Annotated in this window: 13 protein-coding genes; 8 read left to right on the top strand and 5 right to left on the bottom strand. The window is 72.7% G+C overall.

Annotated features, from left to right (window positions below):
- Positions 1–48: 48 nt before the first annotated feature.
- Positions 49–648 carry a PH domain-containing protein gene (locus VGH76_RS22635; protein ID WP_331558984.1) on the bottom strand — a complete coding sequence of 200 codons (600 nt, stop codon included), beginning with the start codon at positions 646–648 and terminating at the stop codon, positions 49–51.
- 314 nt (positions 649–962) lie between these two features.
- Here VGH76_RS22635 and VGH76_RS22640 point away from each other — a divergent pair, with 314 nt between their 5' ends.
- From VGH76_RS22640 to lysS, 8 genes are all read left to right on the top strand, one after another.
- Positions 963–2,870: an acetolactate synthase large subunit gene (locus VGH76_RS22640; RefSeq protein WP_331558985.1), complete on the top strand. Its 1,908-nt coding sequence runs from the start codon at positions 963–965 to the stop codon at positions 2,868–2,870.
- Positions 2,867–3,367 carry an acetolactate synthase small subunit gene (gene ilvN, locus VGH76_RS22645; protein ID WP_331558986.1) on the top strand — a complete coding sequence of 167 codons (501 nt, stop codon included), beginning with the start codon at positions 2,867–2,869 and terminating at the stop codon, positions 3,365–3,367. The genes VGH76_RS22640 and ilvN overlap by 4 nt, the downstream gene beginning before the upstream one ends.
- Before the next feature lie 27 nt (positions 3,368–3,394).
- The gene (gene ilvC, locus VGH76_RS22650) at positions 3,395–4,399 is read left to right on the top strand and encodes a ketol-acid reductoisomerase (RefSeq protein WP_331558987.1); all 1,005 of its coding nucleotides are present in this window, start codon (positions 3,395–3,397) and stop codon (positions 4,397–4,399) included.
- 293 nt (positions 4,400–4,692) lie between these two features.
- Positions 4,693–5,670, top strand: coding sequence for a hypothetical protein (locus VGH76_RS22655; protein ID WP_331558988.1), 978 nt, complete (start codon positions 4,693–4,695; stop codon positions 5,668–5,670).
- A 367-nt stretch (positions 5,671–6,037) separates the two neighbouring features.
- Positions 6,038–7,633, top strand: coding sequence for a phosphoglycerate dehydrogenase (serA, locus tag VGH76_RS22660; RefSeq protein WP_331558989.1), 1,596 nt, complete (start codon positions 6,038–6,040; stop codon positions 7,631–7,633).
- Between the two features lie 143 nt (positions 7,634–7,776).
- Entirely contained in the window at positions 7,777–8,823 is a 1,047-nt protein-coding gene (locus VGH76_RS22665; RefSeq protein ID WP_331558990.1) for a 3-isopropylmalate dehydrogenase, read from the top strand.
- Between the two features lie 389 nt (positions 8,824–9,212).
- Positions 9,213–10,013, top strand: coding sequence for a fumarylacetoacetate hydrolase family protein (locus VGH76_RS22670; RefSeq protein ID WP_331558991.1), 801 nt, complete (start codon positions 9,213–9,215; stop codon positions 10,011–10,013).
- Entirely contained in the window at positions 10,010–11,728 is a 1,719-nt protein-coding gene (lysS, locus tag VGH76_RS22675) for a lysine--tRNA ligase (protein WP_331558992.1), read from the top strand. The genes VGH76_RS22670 and lysS overlap by 4 nt, the downstream gene beginning before the upstream one ends.
- A 13-nt stretch (positions 11,729–11,741) precedes the next feature.
- On the opposite strand, the gene VGH76_RS22680 is transcribed toward lysS, so the two are convergent.
- The 4 genes from VGH76_RS22680 to VGH76_RS22695 form a co-directional block, all read right to left on the bottom strand.
- The gene (locus tag VGH76_RS22680; protein WP_414637786.1) at positions 11,742–12,683 is read right to left on the bottom strand and encodes a transketolase family protein; all 942 of its coding nucleotides are present in this window, start codon (positions 12,681–12,683) and stop codon (positions 11,742–11,744) included.
- Positions 12,683–13,417 (bottom strand): thiamine pyrophosphate-dependent enzyme, encoded by a 735-nt coding sequence (locus VGH76_RS22685; RefSeq protein ID WP_414637787.1) that lies wholly within the window; start codon positions 13,415–13,417, stop codon positions 12,683–12,685. The genes VGH76_RS22680 and VGH76_RS22685 overlap by 1 nt, the downstream gene beginning before the upstream one ends.
- A gap of 41 nt (positions 13,418–13,458) precedes the next feature.
- Positions 13,459–13,839, bottom strand: a complete 381-nt coding sequence (locus VGH76_RS22690; RefSeq protein ID WP_331558993.1) for an AIM24 family protein — start codon at positions 13,837–13,839, stop codon at positions 13,459–13,461.
- A 75-nt stretch (positions 13,840–13,914) separates the two neighbouring features.
- The gene (locus tag VGH76_RS22695; RefSeq protein ID WP_331558994.1) at positions 13,915–14,430 is read right to left on the bottom strand and encodes a GNAT family N-acetyltransferase; all 516 of its coding nucleotides are present in this window, start codon (positions 14,428–14,430) and stop codon (positions 13,915–13,917) included.
- Between the last annotated feature and the right edge of the window lie 366 nt (positions 14,431–14,796).

Genomic DNA, 14,796 nt, shown 5'->3' on the forward strand with positions numbered 1-14,796 from the left:
TACGCGGCACCCGAGGACGTTACGCCCGACGAGGTCGGACCCTTCCGGTCAGCGGGAGTCGGGCCCGGCGTCCTCGGGGGCCTGGTCGTCGGGGGCCTGGTCGGTGGTCTCGTCCTCGAGGTCCTGACGCTCCCGCAGGCGGGCGATGCGCATGCGCGCGGCCTCGAGCTCGCGGGCGTGCTCGGCGGCGGCCTCGGCCTCGGCGGGGCTCGGTGCGCTGACCCGGCCGCCGCTGGCCTCGCCGACCCGGCCCAGGTCCCGGATGCGGACGCCGCGCAGCTCGAGGTCGGTGTCGTCCGACCCGACGGCGTGCACCCAGCCCCGCTGGACCAGCCGCAGCGTCGCCACCTCCGACCACGCCATCGAGCGCGTCCGCACCACGCCCCGGACGTGCACGCCGTCGGTGTCCACCCGCGTGCGGGAGCGGACGACCCAGGCCGCGGCGGCCACCGGGATCCCGAACAGCAGGAACCACGCCCCGCCCTGGAACGCGATCGGTGAGAGGCAGAGCGCGAGGAACCCGATCGCGATCAGCGAGACCGTCGGCACTGCCCGGAAGGTCGCCGGGCGTGCGGGTGCCGCCTCGTCCGTCGGCGCGCCGCCCGGTTCGTCCGTGGGCACCGTGGTCGTCCCCCGCTCCTCGCTCACTCCCGCGATGGTGCCAGCAGCGACCGCGCCCCGCCCCGGCAGCGCCTCGGCGTCGGCGCCGCGGGACGGATCACTCGCGGCAGGGCTGGCCGGGCCCCGCGGGCGTCGTGATACCGTCCTCCGCGTGCAGCACCGAATTCTCGTACTCGCCGGGCGCGTCAGCGTCTGACGAGCTCCGTGCTCGCTGCCCGAAGACCCCTGACGCGCCTGCCCTCTCCGCCACCCGGCGGCGAGGGCCTTTTTGTGTCGGAAGCAGTCGTGTTCCGCGCAGGCGTGTCCGCACCCATCTCGTCCCGACCAGAGGCTGATCACCGATGACCACAGCCAGACCGCGTCCAGCGCCGCGATCCGGCGCGCCGACCGAGCAGCAGGACGCGGCGGCGCAACCCGCGCCGCGCCCGGCCGCACCCCGTCCGGCCCGCATCGAGCCCGTCCCCGCGACGGGCGCCCAGTCCCTCGTGCGCTCGCTCGAGGCGGTGGGCTGCGACGTCGTCTTCGGCATCCCCGGGGGAGCGATCCTCCCGGCCTACGACCCGCTCTACGACTCCACGCTCGTGCGCCACATCCTGGTGCGTCACGAGCAGGGCGCGGGCCACGCGGCCACCGGGTACGCGCAGGCCACCGGTCGGGTCGGCGTCTGCATCGCGACGTCGGGTCCTGGCGCCACCAACCTCGTGACGCCGCTGGCGGACGCGATGCTCGACTCGGTGCCGATCGTCGCGATCACCGGTCAGGTCGGGCGCAAGATGATCGGCACCGACGCCTTCCAGGAAGCCGACATCTGCGGCATCACGCTGCCGATCACCAAGCACAACATGCTGGTCACCGACCCGGCGGACATCCCGCGGGCGATCACCGAGGCCTTCCACATCGCGGCCACCGGCCGCCCCGGCCCCGTCCTGGTCGACCTGCCGAAGGACGTGCTCCAGGCGCAGACCACGTTCTCGTGGCCGGCCCAGATGGAGCTGCCGGGCTATCGCCCCACGACGAAGCCGCACGGCAAGCAGATCCGCGAGGCGGCCCGCCTCGTCTCGGCCGCGCGACGCCCGGTGCTCTACGTCGGCGGCGGCGTCGTCAAGGCCGAGGCGTCCGCGGAGCTGGTGGAGCTCGCCCGCCAGACCGGCGCACCCGTCGTCACCACCCTGATGGCGCGCGGCGCCTTCCCCGACTCGCACCCGCAGAACCTCGGCATGCCCGGCATGCACGGCACCGTCGCCGCGGTCGCCGCGATGCAGAAAGCCGATCTGCTCGTCGCGCTCGGCGCCCGCTTCGACGACCGCGTGACGGGCGACCTCACGACCTTCGCGCCCGAGGCGAAGATCGTGCACGCCGACATCGATCCCGCGGAGATCGGCAAGAACCGGGTCGCGGACGTCCCGATCGTCGGCGACGCCCGCGAGGTCATCGGCGAGCTGACGGCGGCCCTGCGCGCCTCCGACGCCCCGACCCCGGACCTCACGCCGTGGTGGAACCAGCTCACCTCCTGGCGCGAGACGTTCCCGCTCGGCTACGACGAGCCGGCCGACGGCACGCTGTCCCCGGAGTACGTCATCGAGCGGATCGGCAAGATCGCCGGCCCGGAGGCGATCTACGCGGCGGGCGTCGGCCAGCACCAGATGTGGGCCGCGCAGTTCATCGGCTACGAGCACCCGCGCACCTGGCTCAACTCCGGCGGCGCCGGGACCATGGGCTACGGCGTGCCGGCGGCGATGGGCGCCAAGGTCGGGAAGCCCGACACCACCGTCTGGTGCATCGACGGTGACGGCTGCTTCCAGATGACCAACCAGGAGCTGGCCACCTGCGCGATCGAGGGCATCCCGATCAAGGTCGCCGTCATCAACAACGGCAACCTCGGCATGGTCCGGCAGTGGCAGACGCTGTTCTACGGCGAGCGCTACTCGAACACCGAGCTGGGCACCCACACGCACCGGGTGCCCGACTTCGTCCTGCTCGCCGAGGCGCTGGGCTGCGAGGGCCTGCGCTGCGAGTCACGCGACGACGTCGACCGCGTGATCAACCAGGCGATGGCGATCACCGACCGCCCCGTCGTCATCGACTTCACCGTCGGCGCCGACGCCCAGGTCTGGCCGATGGTGGCCGCCGGCACCGGCAACGACCAGATCATGGCCGCCCGCGACATCCGGCCGCTGTTCGACGACCCCGAGGCCGGCGGCGCCGACGAGGTCGTCACCGACATCGAGCGCGAGGACGGCCCCCGATGACCGACCACACCCTCTCCGTCCTCGTCGAGGACAAGCCCGGCGTGCTGGCCCGGATCTCGGGCCTGTTCTCCCGGCGCGGCTACAACATCCAGTCGCTCGCCGTCGGGCCCACCGAGGAGGTCGGCATCTCGCGGATGACCATCTGCGTGAGCGTCGACGAGTTCCCCCTCGAGCAGGTCACCAAGCAGCTCAACAAGCTGGTGAACGTCATCAAGATCGTCGAGCTGGAGCCGACGACGTCGGTCCAGCGCGAGCTCGTGATGCTCAAGGTGCGTGCCGACGCGACGGTGCGCTCCCAGGTCCTCGAGGTGACCCAGATGTTCCGGGCCAAGGTGGTCGACGTCGCTCCCGACGCCGTCACCGTCGAGGCCACCGGCACCGCCGACAAGCTGTCGGCGTTGCGACGGATGCTCGAGCCCTACGGCATCCGCGAGATCGTGCAGTCCGGCATGGTCGCGCTGTCCCGTGGGCCGCGCGCCATCGCCGCCAACCGATAAGCCGTACCGAGAGGAAACCGCAGTTCCATGAGTGTCGATATCTTCTACGACGCCGACGCCGACCTGTCGATCATCCAGGGCCGCAAGGTCGCCGTCATCGGCTACGGCAGCCAGGGCCACGCGCACGCGCTCTCGCTGCGCGACTCGGGCGTCGACGTCCGGGTCGGCCTGCCCGAGTCCTCGAAGTCCCGCGCCGCGGCGCAGGAGGAGGGACTGCGGGTCGTCACGCCGGCCGAGGCGTCCGCCGAGGCCGACCTGATCATGATCCTCGCGCCGGACACCAAGCAGCGCTACATCTACGCCGACGACATCGCGCCCAACCTGAACTCCGGTGACGCGCTCTTCTTCGGCCACGGCTTCAACATCCGCTACGACCTCATCCAGCCGCCGAAGGACGTCGACGTGGCCATGGTCGCGCCGAAGGGTCCGGGCCACCTGGTCCGCCGGCAGTTCGTCGACGGCAAGGGCGTGCCGTGCCTCATCGCCGTCGAGCAGGACGCCTCGGGCAACGCCCAGGCGCTCGCGCTCTCCTACGCGGCCGCGATCGGGGGTGGCCGCGCCGGCGTCATCAGGACGACCTTCACCGAGGAGACCGAGACCGACCTCTTCGGTGAGCAGGCCGTCCTCTGCGGCGGCACCTCGGCGCTCGTCCAGGCCGGGTTCGAGACGCTGGTCGAGGCCGGCTACCAGCCCGAGATCGCCTACTTCGAGTGCCTCCACGAGCTCAAGCTCATCGTGGATCTCATGTACGAGAAGGGCATCTACGGCCAGCGCTGGAGCTGCTCGGACACCGCCGAGTACGGCGATCTCACCCGCGGTCCGCGCATCGTCAACTCCGCGGTCAAGGAGGAGATGGGCCGCATCCTCGGCGAGATCCAGGACGGGTCCTTCGCCCGCGAGTGGATCGCCGAGGACGAGAACGGCCGCCCGAACTTCACCAAGCTCGAGGAGGAGGGCAAGGCCCACCAGATCGAGCAGGTCGGCGCCAAGCTGCGCGGCCTCATGCCGTGGATCGGGCGCGACCGCACCTGAGTGCTCCCGGTGGTCCCTCCGACCCCGCTCCCGTGGCAGCAACGGCACGTTCCTGACGTCTGACGTCAGCACGGCGCCGTTCGCTCGTCGCGGCGCGGCCGCCCCGAACGGCAGCAACGGCACGTTCCTGGCGTCTGACGCCAGAACGACGCCGCTCACTCGATGTCGGCGGGCGTACCTCACTGGTACGTCCGCCGTCGTCGTCCATCCCCAGCGGCACGGACTCGCCGAGTTGTCCACAGTCCGTCGGCCACGCCTACCGAGTTCGGCCGGCCTCGGAGCACGCTCCGCCCGTGAAGCGAGGTAGTTGGGCGGCCGAGCTGGAGCGCGTCCGCGTCGAGGCCGACGACGACGTGGTCCATGTCCGCGTCCTCATGGGCATCGGGATGCCGGAGAGCACGATCTACCGACGGTGTCGCGACGACGGTCCGTGGACGTTGATGGCGCCGGCGACGATCCGGCTCAGCACCGGCACCCCCACGAGGCGGCAGCTCGTGCGGGCCGGGCTGGTCTACGCCGGCGATCAGGCGCTCGTCACGGGACTCGACGCCGCTCGCGCGCACCGGCTCCGGCGCGGTGAGCTGCCGCCGGCGGTCCACCTGCTCGTCCCCGAGGGGATGCGGGTGCAGTCCACGCCGACGATCAGGATCGAGCGCACCAAACGCCTGGCCCCGGGGCTCGTCCGCGACGGCCTGCCGGTGGCGTCCGTGGAACGGAGCGTGCTCGACGCGGTGCGCCGGATGCGGGACCGATCCGACATCGCAGCCATCCTGACCGAGCCCGTGCAGCGTCGGATGATCCTCGTCGAGACGCTCGTCGATGAGCTCGAGGCCGGGTCCCGGCGCGGCAGTGCGATCCCTCGCGCCGTTCTCCGGGCGGTCGGCGACGGGGTGCGGTCGGCGGCCGAGTTCGACTTCCACACCTGGTGGACCGCGCACACCGAACTCCCGCGGGGAGTGGCGTTCAACGTGCGGCTGACCGACACCACGGGACTGCTCGGGATCGCGGACGCCTATCTGCCCGAGGTCGGCCTCGTGCTCCCGATCGACTCCACGGAGCACCACTTCACGACGCTGGGGCAGGTGGTGGAGACCGAACGGCAGCACCGGGCCTACCGGTCCGCCGGGCTCCACGTGTTCGGTGTCCGACCAGGCCGGATCGACGGCGATTCCGCCGGGCTCCTCCGAGACATCCTCGACGCCATCCGGGTCGCGGAGAGCCTGCCGACACCGCTCGTCCGGTGGCAGCCCGACCTGCCACGGTCCGCCTGACGGAGCGCGCCGCGGTGAGTGAGTGGCGCCGTGCTGACGATGGATGCCAGGAACGTGCCGTTGGTGCGGTCGGGGCTGGCCGCGGGGCCGAGCAGTGAACGGCGCCCTTCTCGCGTCGGATGCCAGGAACGTGCCGTTGCTCCCGCCCGCTGGGCCCGGCCGCGACGAGTGAACGGCGCCGTCCTGGCGTCAGATGCCAGGAACGTGCCGTTGCTGCCATGGGGCCGAGCCGAGGGACGGTGAGAGCTGGACCACAAAGGGGCCGATAAGGTCACGGGACCGTGGGCACGATGGCCCACCGGCACGCCGACGTGCACTGCCCGGTCTCGGCGTGTGCCCCGTCGCCGACCCAGGAGCGCCGAACACCGTGACCCCGCCGAACGCCAAGCCCGTCGTCCTGATGGCCGAGAAGCTCGCGCCATCGACGCTGGAGGTGTTCGGCGACGAGGTCGAGATCCGTCACGTGGACGGCACCGACCGCGAGGCGCTGCTCGAGGCCGTGAAGGACGCCGACGCCCTGCTCGTACGCAGCGCAACCCAGGCCGACGCCGAGGTGTTCGCCGCCCAGACCCGCCTCGCCGTGGTGGGGCGCGCCGGGGTCGGGCTCGACAACGTCGACGTCCCCGCCGCGACCGCGGCCGGCGTCATGGTGGTCAACGCCCCGACCTCGAACATCGTCTCCGCCGCCGAGCACGCCCTCGCGCTGCTGCTCGCCACCGCCCGCCACATCCCCGCCGCCGACGCGAGCCTGCGCCGCGGCGAGTGGGCCCGCAGCAAGTACTCCGGCGTCGAGATCCAGGGCAAGACGGTCGGCGTGGTCGGCCTGGGCAAGATCGGTCAGCTCTTCGCCAGCCGCATCGCGTCGTTCGACACCCACGTCATCGCCTACGACCCCTACCTCCCGGCCAGCCGCGCCGCCCAGCTCGGCATCGAGCTCGTCGGCCTCGACGAGCTGCTCGCGCGGGCCGACATGATGACGATCCACCTGCCGAAGACCCCGGAGACCCAGGGACTCATCGGCAAGGAGGCGCTCGCGAAGACCAAGCCCGGCGTCATCATCGTCAACGCCGCCCGCGGCGGGCTCGTCGACGAGGAGGCGCTCGCCGAGGCGATCCGCTCCGGGCACGTCGCGGGCGCCGGCGTCGACGTCTACGTCTCCGAGCCCACCACCTCCAGCCCGCTCTTCGAACTCGAGCAGGTCACCGCGACCCCGCACCTCGGGGCCTCGACCGCCGAGGCGCAGGACCGCGCCGGCACCGACGTCGCCCACAGCGTCCTGCGCGCGCTGCGCGGCGACTTCGTCCCCGACGCCGTCAACGTCCAGGGCGGCACGGTCGGCGAGGAGGTCCGGCCGTGGCTGGGCCTGACCCAGAAGCTCGGGACGCTGCTGTCCACCCTGGTCGGGCAGCCGTCGAGCATCACCGTGCAGGTCCGCGGCGAGCTCGCCCACGAGGACGTCGCCGTGCTGGGTCTGGCCGCGCTGCGCGGGGTGTTCGGCGAGGTGGTCGACGAGCCGGTCACGTTCGTCAACGCCCCCGCGCTCGCGCAGGAGCGCGGCGTGACCGTCGACGTCGAGACCGCGAGCGAGAGCCCGAACCACCGCAGCGTGGTCACCCTGCGCGCCCTGCACGACGGGGGCGAGGCGGTCACCGTGTCCGGCACGCTCACCGGGTCGGACCAGGTGGAGAAGCTCGTCGAGATCAACGGGCGCTCCTTCGACATCCGCGCCGAGGGGTACGTGCTCCTCGTCGAGTACAGCGACCGGCCTGGGGCGATGGGCACCGTCGGCACCCTGCTGGGGGAGTCGCAGGTCAACATCGAGGCCGCCCAGATGTCGCAGAGCCGCGATCACCACGCGTCGGTGATGCTGCTGCGCGTCGACCAGTCCGTCGGCGACGACGTCCTGACCCCGATCGGGCAGGCGCTGGGGGCCCGCACCACCCGTTTGATCCCCTTCGGCTGACACCGAACGGGTGAGGGCAATCCCGCGGCGGCCGTCTCCCGGGTGATCCGGTGCGGAGTCCGATCGACACGCGCGGTAGCCTCCACCGCAGGTGAGCCCGGTCGCACCATCGAGGTCGGCCCGTCGGGGGAGGAAGTCTGGTCATGCGACTCGCGGTGGTTCCCGGGGACGGCATCGGACCCGAGGTCGTCGGGGAAGCGCTGAAGGTCCTCGGGGAGGTCGCCCCGCAGATCGAGTCCACGCACTACGACCTGGGCGCCGCCCGCTGGCACTCCACCGGCGAGCTGCTCCCCGAGTCGGTGCTGACCGAGCTGCGCGACCACGACGCGATCCTGCTGGGCGCGGTCGGCGACCCGTCGGTCCCCAGCGGCATCCTCGAGCGCGGCCTGCTGCTGCGCCTGCGCTTCGAGCTCGACCACCACGTCAACCTGCGCCCGGCCCGCCTCTACCCGGGGGTGCGCGGCCCGCTGTCGGCCCAGCCGGAGATCGACCTCGTCGTCGTCCGCGAGGGCACCGAGGGTCCCTACGCCGGCACCGGCGGCCTGCTGCGCAAGGACACCCCGCAGGAGATCGCCACCGAGGTCAGCATCAACACCGCGTTCGGGGTGGAGCGCGTCGTCCGCGACGCCTTCACCCGCGCGTCGAACCGGCCGCGCCGCAAGCTGACCCTGGTGCACAAGACGAACGTCCTCACCCACGCCGGCTCGTTGTGGTCCCGCGTGGTCGAGGAGGTCTCGCTCGAGCATCCCGAGGTCGCGGTCGACTACCAGCACGTCGACTCGACGACGATCCACCTGGTCACCGACCCGTCGCGGTACGACGTGATCGTCACCGACAACCTCTTCGGCGACATCCTCACCGACCTCGCGGCCGCGGTGACCGGCGGCATCGGGCTCGCGGCGTCGGGCAACCTCGACGTCAGCCGCGCCAACCCCAGCATGTTCGAGCCGGTGCACGGCTCAGCGCCGGACATCGCCGGCAAGGGCATCGCCGACCCGACGGCCGCCGTGCTCTCCGTCGCGCTGCTGCTCGACCACCTCGGTGAGCCGGAGCTCGCCCGGCGCATCGAGGCCGCCGTCGCGTTCGACCTCGCGACCCGCGACCACCAGAACCCCGGCGGGACGTCGGCCGTCGGCGACCGGCTCGCCGCGCTCGTCTCGTCCTCGACGGGGTCGCGCAGCCTGGCCTGACGAGGTGCGGGGCCCGTCGCTCGACGACGTCCTCGCCGTCCTGTGGGGCGTGTGCGGCGTCGCGATCGCGGCGTACTTCGTCGTCCTCGGGTCGCAGACCGGGGACAAGGGCGCCTCGCCTCCACGACGCCCAGGTCGAGCAGTCCGTCGACGCCGTGGCCGAGCAGGTCGCCGACCTCCACCGGCTGACCGGCGACGCCCTCACCGTGCGCCTGCTCGAGGTCGAGCGGGGGTGTGGCTCGCGGTCCTGCGCCCGGACGCCGTCGGGACCCTGAACCGCGAGCTGGGCCGCGCCCTGGTCGACCCGTGGCGGTGGGTGCACGAGCAGCGGCCGACGGCGGCCGGGGACTGACCCGGGCCGGCCACCGGCGGAGATAGGGTGGGTGACCGTGCGTCTCGCTCGGATCGCCCACCCCGACGGTGTCTCGTTCGCGGCCCTCCAATCCCCGACGACGGGGGGCGGGGAACCCACCGGCGGTGACGTCTGCGCGGAGATCGCCGAGCACCCCTTCGGCGACCCGACCTTCACCGGCCGCACCTGGCCACTCGCCGACGTCCGGGTACTCGCGCCGATCCTGCCGTCGAAGGTCGTCTGCATCGGCAAGAACTACGCCGAGCACGTCGCCGAGATGGGCGGCGGCGACGCCCCCGCGAACCCGCTGATCTTCCTCAAGCCCTCGACCAGCGTCATCGGCCCCGGCCTGTCCATCCAGCGGCCGCCCGACTCGCAGCGCGTCGACTACGAGGGCGAGCTCGCCGTCGTCATCGGCCAGCCCTGCCGCGACGTGCCCGAGGCGCGCGCGAAGGACGTCGTGCTGGGCTACACCGTCGCCAACGACGTCACCGCACGCGACCTGCAGTCCGCCGACGGGCAGTGGACCCGCGCCAAGGGCTACGACACGTTCTGCCCGCTCGGCCCGTGGATCGAGACCTCGCTGGACCCGTCCGACCTCGCGATCGAGACGAGGCTGGACGACGCCACCGTGCAGAAGTCCCGGACGAGCCTGCTCATCCACGGCATCGAGAAGCAGATCGCCTACATCAGCCGCGTGATGACGCTGCTGCCCGGCGACACCATCCTCACCGGCACCCCGGCCGGCGTCGGGCCGATGGTGGACGGCCAGACCGTCTCGGTGACCGTCGAGGGCATCGGGACGCTGACGAACCCGGTCCGGGACCGGACGTCGTGAGCCGGCGACGCGGGGGCGAGGCCGAGTCGACGTCCCAGGACTGGGTCGCGACCCTCGCCGACGAGGTGATCGCCGCGGCCCGCAAGGAAGACCCCGACGAGAGCCGAACAATCGTCTGCGCATCGGGGCTCTCGCCGTCGGGCCCGATCCACCTGGGGAACCTGCGCGAGGTGCTCACCCCGCACCTCGTCGCCGACGAGATCCGCCGCCGCGGCATCGCGTGCGAGCACCTCATCTCCTGGGACGACTTCGACCGCTTCCGCCGCGTGCCGAAGGGCGTCGAGGGGATCGACGAGTCCTGGGCCGAGTACATCGGCAAGCCCCTCACCGCCGTGCCCGCCCCGCGCGGCAGCGCGCACGCGAACTGGGCCGAGCACTTCAAGGCGCCGATGATCGAGGCGCTGGACCGACTCGGCGTCCCGTTCCGCGGGGTCAGCCAGACGCAGATGTACACCTCGGGCGCCTACGTCGAGTCCACGCTGCTCGCGATGCGGCAGCGGGCGCGGATCGACGAGGTGCTCGGTCGGTTCCGCACGAAGAAGGGTGCCGACGACGGCGAGGGTGGCGACGCCGGCGTCGACCCCGACGAGGCGGTGGGCTCGACGACGGGGGAGTACTTCCCCTACAAGCCCTACTGCGGGGCGTGCGGCACCGACGACACCACGATCGTCGCCTACGACGACGACTCCACCGAGATGACCTTCACCTGCGCCTGCGGGTCGTCGGAGACGGTGCTCCTGCGCGAGTTCACCCGCGGGAAGCTGGTCTGGAAGGTCGACTGGCCGATGCGGTGGGCGTACGAGGGCGTCGACTTCGAGCCGAGCGGGGTGGACCACTCGTCGCCGGGCTCGTCGTACGAGGTCGGCGGGCTGCTCGTCACCGAGGTCTTCGGCGGGCACCAGCCGATCGGGCCGATGTACGCGTTCGTCGGGATCTCGGGGCAGGCGAAGATGTCGTCGTCGAAGGGTGGCGTGCCGACGCCGTCGTCGGCGCTCGAGGTGTTCGAGGCGCCGTTGCTGCGCTGGCTCTACGCCCGCCGTCGTCCCAACCAGGCGATCAAGGTGGCGTTCGACGCCGAGCTGCACCGGCTCTACGACGAGTGGGACGCGCTCTCCCGCAAGGTCGCGGCCGGCACCACCGGCGCGATCGAGGCGCTCGGGCACGCCCGCTCGGTGGCGACGGCGGAGCGGGCGCTCCCGACGACGCCGCAGCCGGTCTCGTTCCGGACCCTCACCTCCGTCGTCGACGTGACCACCGGCGACCCCGAGCAGCTCGGCCGCATCCTGGCCGGCCTCGTGGCGGGCGACCCGGAGGAGCCGGTGACGCTCGACGACCTCCAGCCCCGGCTCGGCTGCGCGGAGCACTGGGTCGAGCACTACATGCCCGAGGAGTCGCACACCCGGCTGCTCCCGGCGCCCGACACCGCGCTCCTCGACTCCCTCGACGACACCGACCGCGAGTCGCTGCGTCTCCTGGCCCAGGGGCTGGAGCAGGACTGGTCGCTGGAGGGTCTGACGACGCTGGTGTACGGCGTGCCGAAGGTCCAGGCCAGGCTGCCGATGGACACGAAGCCCACGGACGAGCTCAAGGCCGCCCAGCGACGGTTCTTCGTCCTGCTCTACCGGCTGCTCGTCGGCTCCGACACCGGCCCGCGGCTCCCGACGCTGCTGCTGGCCGCCGGGCCCGAGGCGGTGCGGAGACAGCTCGGCATGTGAGTGGTCGTGGTCGTCAGGACGACCACAACCGCCCACCTATGCCTTCGACGTCGAGGCCGTGCGCGGCGTCGTGGTCGGCGCGGGTGCCGTAGCGGTGCGACTCCTCGCGGTGGGTGCCGAGCATGACCTGCCGGTGCGGCCGGTCGTCGAGCGCCTCGGCGACGACGCGCGCGGAGGTTCCGGCGAGGTAGGGCTCGACCATCGTCACCGTCGGCGCCGCCGCGTGCTCCGGGGCGAGCGCCTCGACCGCGGCGCGCAGCCCGACGGCGTCGAAGGGGCGTGGCGTCGTCGTGTACAGGACCGTCAGGTCGCGGCCGGAGCTGGCCACCGCCTCGAGCACGGTGTCGAGCGTCCGGCCCACGGCGACCACGACGCCGTCGCGACCCTGCTGCACCGTCACGAGCCCGGCGCCATGGTGCGGTGCCGCGTTGGTCGCCTCGGAGAGCCGCACGTAGACCAGGCCCTCGCCGGCGACGGCGTCGCGCACCAGCCGGTCGGCCTCCTCGGGGTGCCCGGGCACGTGCACCGTCCAGCCGGGCAGCGTGTCGATCACCCCGACGTCCTCGGGGGCCTGGTGGGTGCGCCCGCCCGACCCGACGTCGTACGAGGCCCCGATCGACACGAGCACCGCGCCCGAGCCCTGGTGGCCGAGGTCGAGCTTGAGCTGCTCGTACGGGCGTTCCACCGCGAACGGCGCGTAGGAGTGGACGATCGGGCGGAACCCGGCCAGCGCAAGGCCGCCGGCCACGCCGACCATGAGCTGCTCGCGGATGCCCACGTTGAGCACCCGGTCGGGGTGTCGGGCCGCGAGGGCGGGGATCGGGTCGTCGCCGGCCGAGATGTCGGCGAGGACGAGAACCACACGGTCGTCGGCGGCCGGGTCGTCGATGGCGTCCGCCGCGGCCCACAGGAACGCCTCCCGCATCGTCGTCGGGAGGGCGAGCGTGGCGCTCATCAGGAGTCCTTCGGTTCGACGCGGGCGACGACGGCGAGCGGCCGGTCGTGGTGGGCGGCGTCCAGGGCGAGCTCGAGCGCGTCGTGGTCGCGGCCGTCGACGGTGATGGCCCGCCAGCCCTCGACCAGGAACCGCTCCGCGAGGCCGGTCTCGCTCCAGACGCCGGGCCAGCCGTGCGTCGCCGAGGCGTTGTCGACGACGACTGCGGTGAGATTCGCGAGGCCGCGACGCCCGGCATAGGCGATCGCCTCGTGGTTGGAGCCCTCGTCGAGCTCGGCGTCGCCGACGAGGACGACGACGCGGGGACCGTGCGGCCGGTCCGGCCCGGTCGCGATCCGGCGGGCCCGGAGCCCGAGCGCGGTGCCGACCGCGATCGGCAACCCGTGCCCGAGGGAGCCGCTGCCGATCTCGACGCCGGGGATCAGCGTCCGGTCGGGGTGCAGGCCCAGCCGCGAGCCGTGGTCCGCCCACCCGACCAGCTCGGACTCGGCGAGGAAGCCGTGGGCGGCGAGGACGGCGTAGAACGCCATCGGCCCGTGGCCCTTGGAGAGCAGGAACCGGTCGCGGGCCGGGTCGTCCGGGCGGGCCGGGTCGACGTGCAGGACGCGGTCGTAGAGGACGTGCAGGACGTCGAGCGTGGAGGTGGCGGCGGCCGAGTGCTTCTCGTCGCCCGTCATGAGCGACATCAGCCGGTGCAGCTCGCTGCGCGTGACGGGCGGTCGCGTGATGGTCACGGCGACGACCGTGCAACCTCCACGGCGGTTCAGGTCAAGGACTACCGGAGAAAGCCCCCGAGCACCCCGGCGACCCCGCCGACCCCGGTCTGGTCGCCGCCGCCGGTGCCGGCGATCGCGCTCAGCGGCGGCTCCTCCGACGGCTGCACGATGACTGCGTCGGCGAGGAACACGTCCCCGCGTCCGGAGATCCGCATGAGCGGCACGCCCTCGCTGGTGAGCTTCTGCTTGACGAAGTTGCCCAGGCTGCCGGAGCCCTTGGCCTCGAAGCGGACATCGCCCTGGTAGGCCACCATCGAGCCCTGGCGCGCGAGGGCCTCGCCGTCGAGCTCGATCTTGAGCATCTTCGAGTTCTGCAGACGCAGGCCCGGCTGCGCGGACTCCTGCTCCTGGTTCTCCGGGGCGAACAGGTTGCTGCGCATCGAGGTCTCCTCGTGACTCACGGTGCTGGGGCGTGGGGCGATCGCCCGAATCATCCGCTCGGTGATCACGAAGCGTCAACGATCTCCCGGCGGCCCGGGTTCCTGGCCGTTGTCGGTCCGCCGCGCCATGATCAGCGACGAGCGCAGCGAGCCGTCGCGGCGCCGGTAGTGCCGGTCGCGCAGGCCCTCGACGGTGAAGCCCGCCGACGTGTACAGCGCAATCGCCCGGCCGTTGTCGGGCCACACCTCGAGATCCACCTTGTGCGCACCCGAGGCCCGGGCGTGCGCGAGCACCGCCTCGAGCAGCCCCCGACCGCCCCCGCGGCCGCGCGCCCCGGGCAGCAGCATCATCGCGATCGAGAGCACGCCGCCGATGCGCTCCAGCGCCGTGGCGACGCCGACGACCCGCTCACCCTCGCACAGCACCCACACCCCGCCCCGGCCCTCGTCGGCGAGCAGGGTGCGCAGCCCGGCCGTGCGGGCCCCGACGTCGACCGGCGGCTGGGCGCCGATGGTGCCCTCCTCGGCGACGACGGCCGCGATCGCGGCGGCCGCCTCGACGTCCTCGTCCCGGGCCGGGCGGATGTCCACGCCAACGAGCATCGCCCGCGCGGGCGTGCCGTGCTCAGTGGGCCGAGGCGTAGACGACGACGTTGTCCTCGTAGGACCGGACGGACCGGTCGAAGGGGCCGCCGCAGGTGATGAGGCGCAGCGACGGGCCGGTGGTCGGCGCGTGCACCTTCTCGGACGGGAACCTCGGGGCGCGCGCGGTCGTGGCCGAGGACCACCACCGCCGTCGCCGCGCCTGCACCGCGTCGCATCGAGGCCGCTCCCGTCACGCTCCGTTCGCTCCCGTTCCTCGAAAGCGACTACTCATCGAAGGAACGATCTGCACCCATCCGCGGGGCGCGATTCCGTCGGGTGTCGGAGTGTGACGAGCAGCGGAGGTGACGTGGG

This window comes from Actinomycetospora sp., assembly GCF_036497585.1.
Lineage (GTDB): Bacteria > Actinomycetota > Actinomycetes > Mycobacteriales > Pseudonocardiaceae > Actinomycetospora.

Bases quoted from the DNA above. Each gene is read 5' to 3' on its own strand.
- VGH76_RS22640 (WP_331558985.1), top strand. From the start codon at position 963: ATGACCACAGCCAGACCGCGTCCAGCGCCGCGATCCGGCGCGCCGACC.
- ilvN (WP_331558986.1), top strand. From the start codon at position 2,867: ATGACCGACCACACCCTCTCCGTCCTCGTCGAGGACAAGCCCGGCGTG.
- ilvC (WP_331558987.1), top strand. From the start codon at position 3,395: ATGAGTGTCGATATCTTCTACGACGCCGACGCCGACCTGTCGATCATC.
- VGH76_RS22665 (WP_331558990.1), top strand. From the start codon at position 7,777: ATGCGACTCGCGGTGGTTCCCGGGGACGGCATCGGACCCGAGGTCGTC.
- VGH76_RS22680 (WP_414637786.1), bottom strand. From the start codon at position 12,683: ATGAGCGCCACGCTCGCCCTCCCGACGACGATGCGGGAGGCGTTCCTG.
- VGH76_RS22690 (WP_331558993.1), bottom strand. From the start codon at position 13,839: ATGCGCAGCAACCTGTTCGCCCCGGAGAACCAGGAGCAGGAGTCCGCG.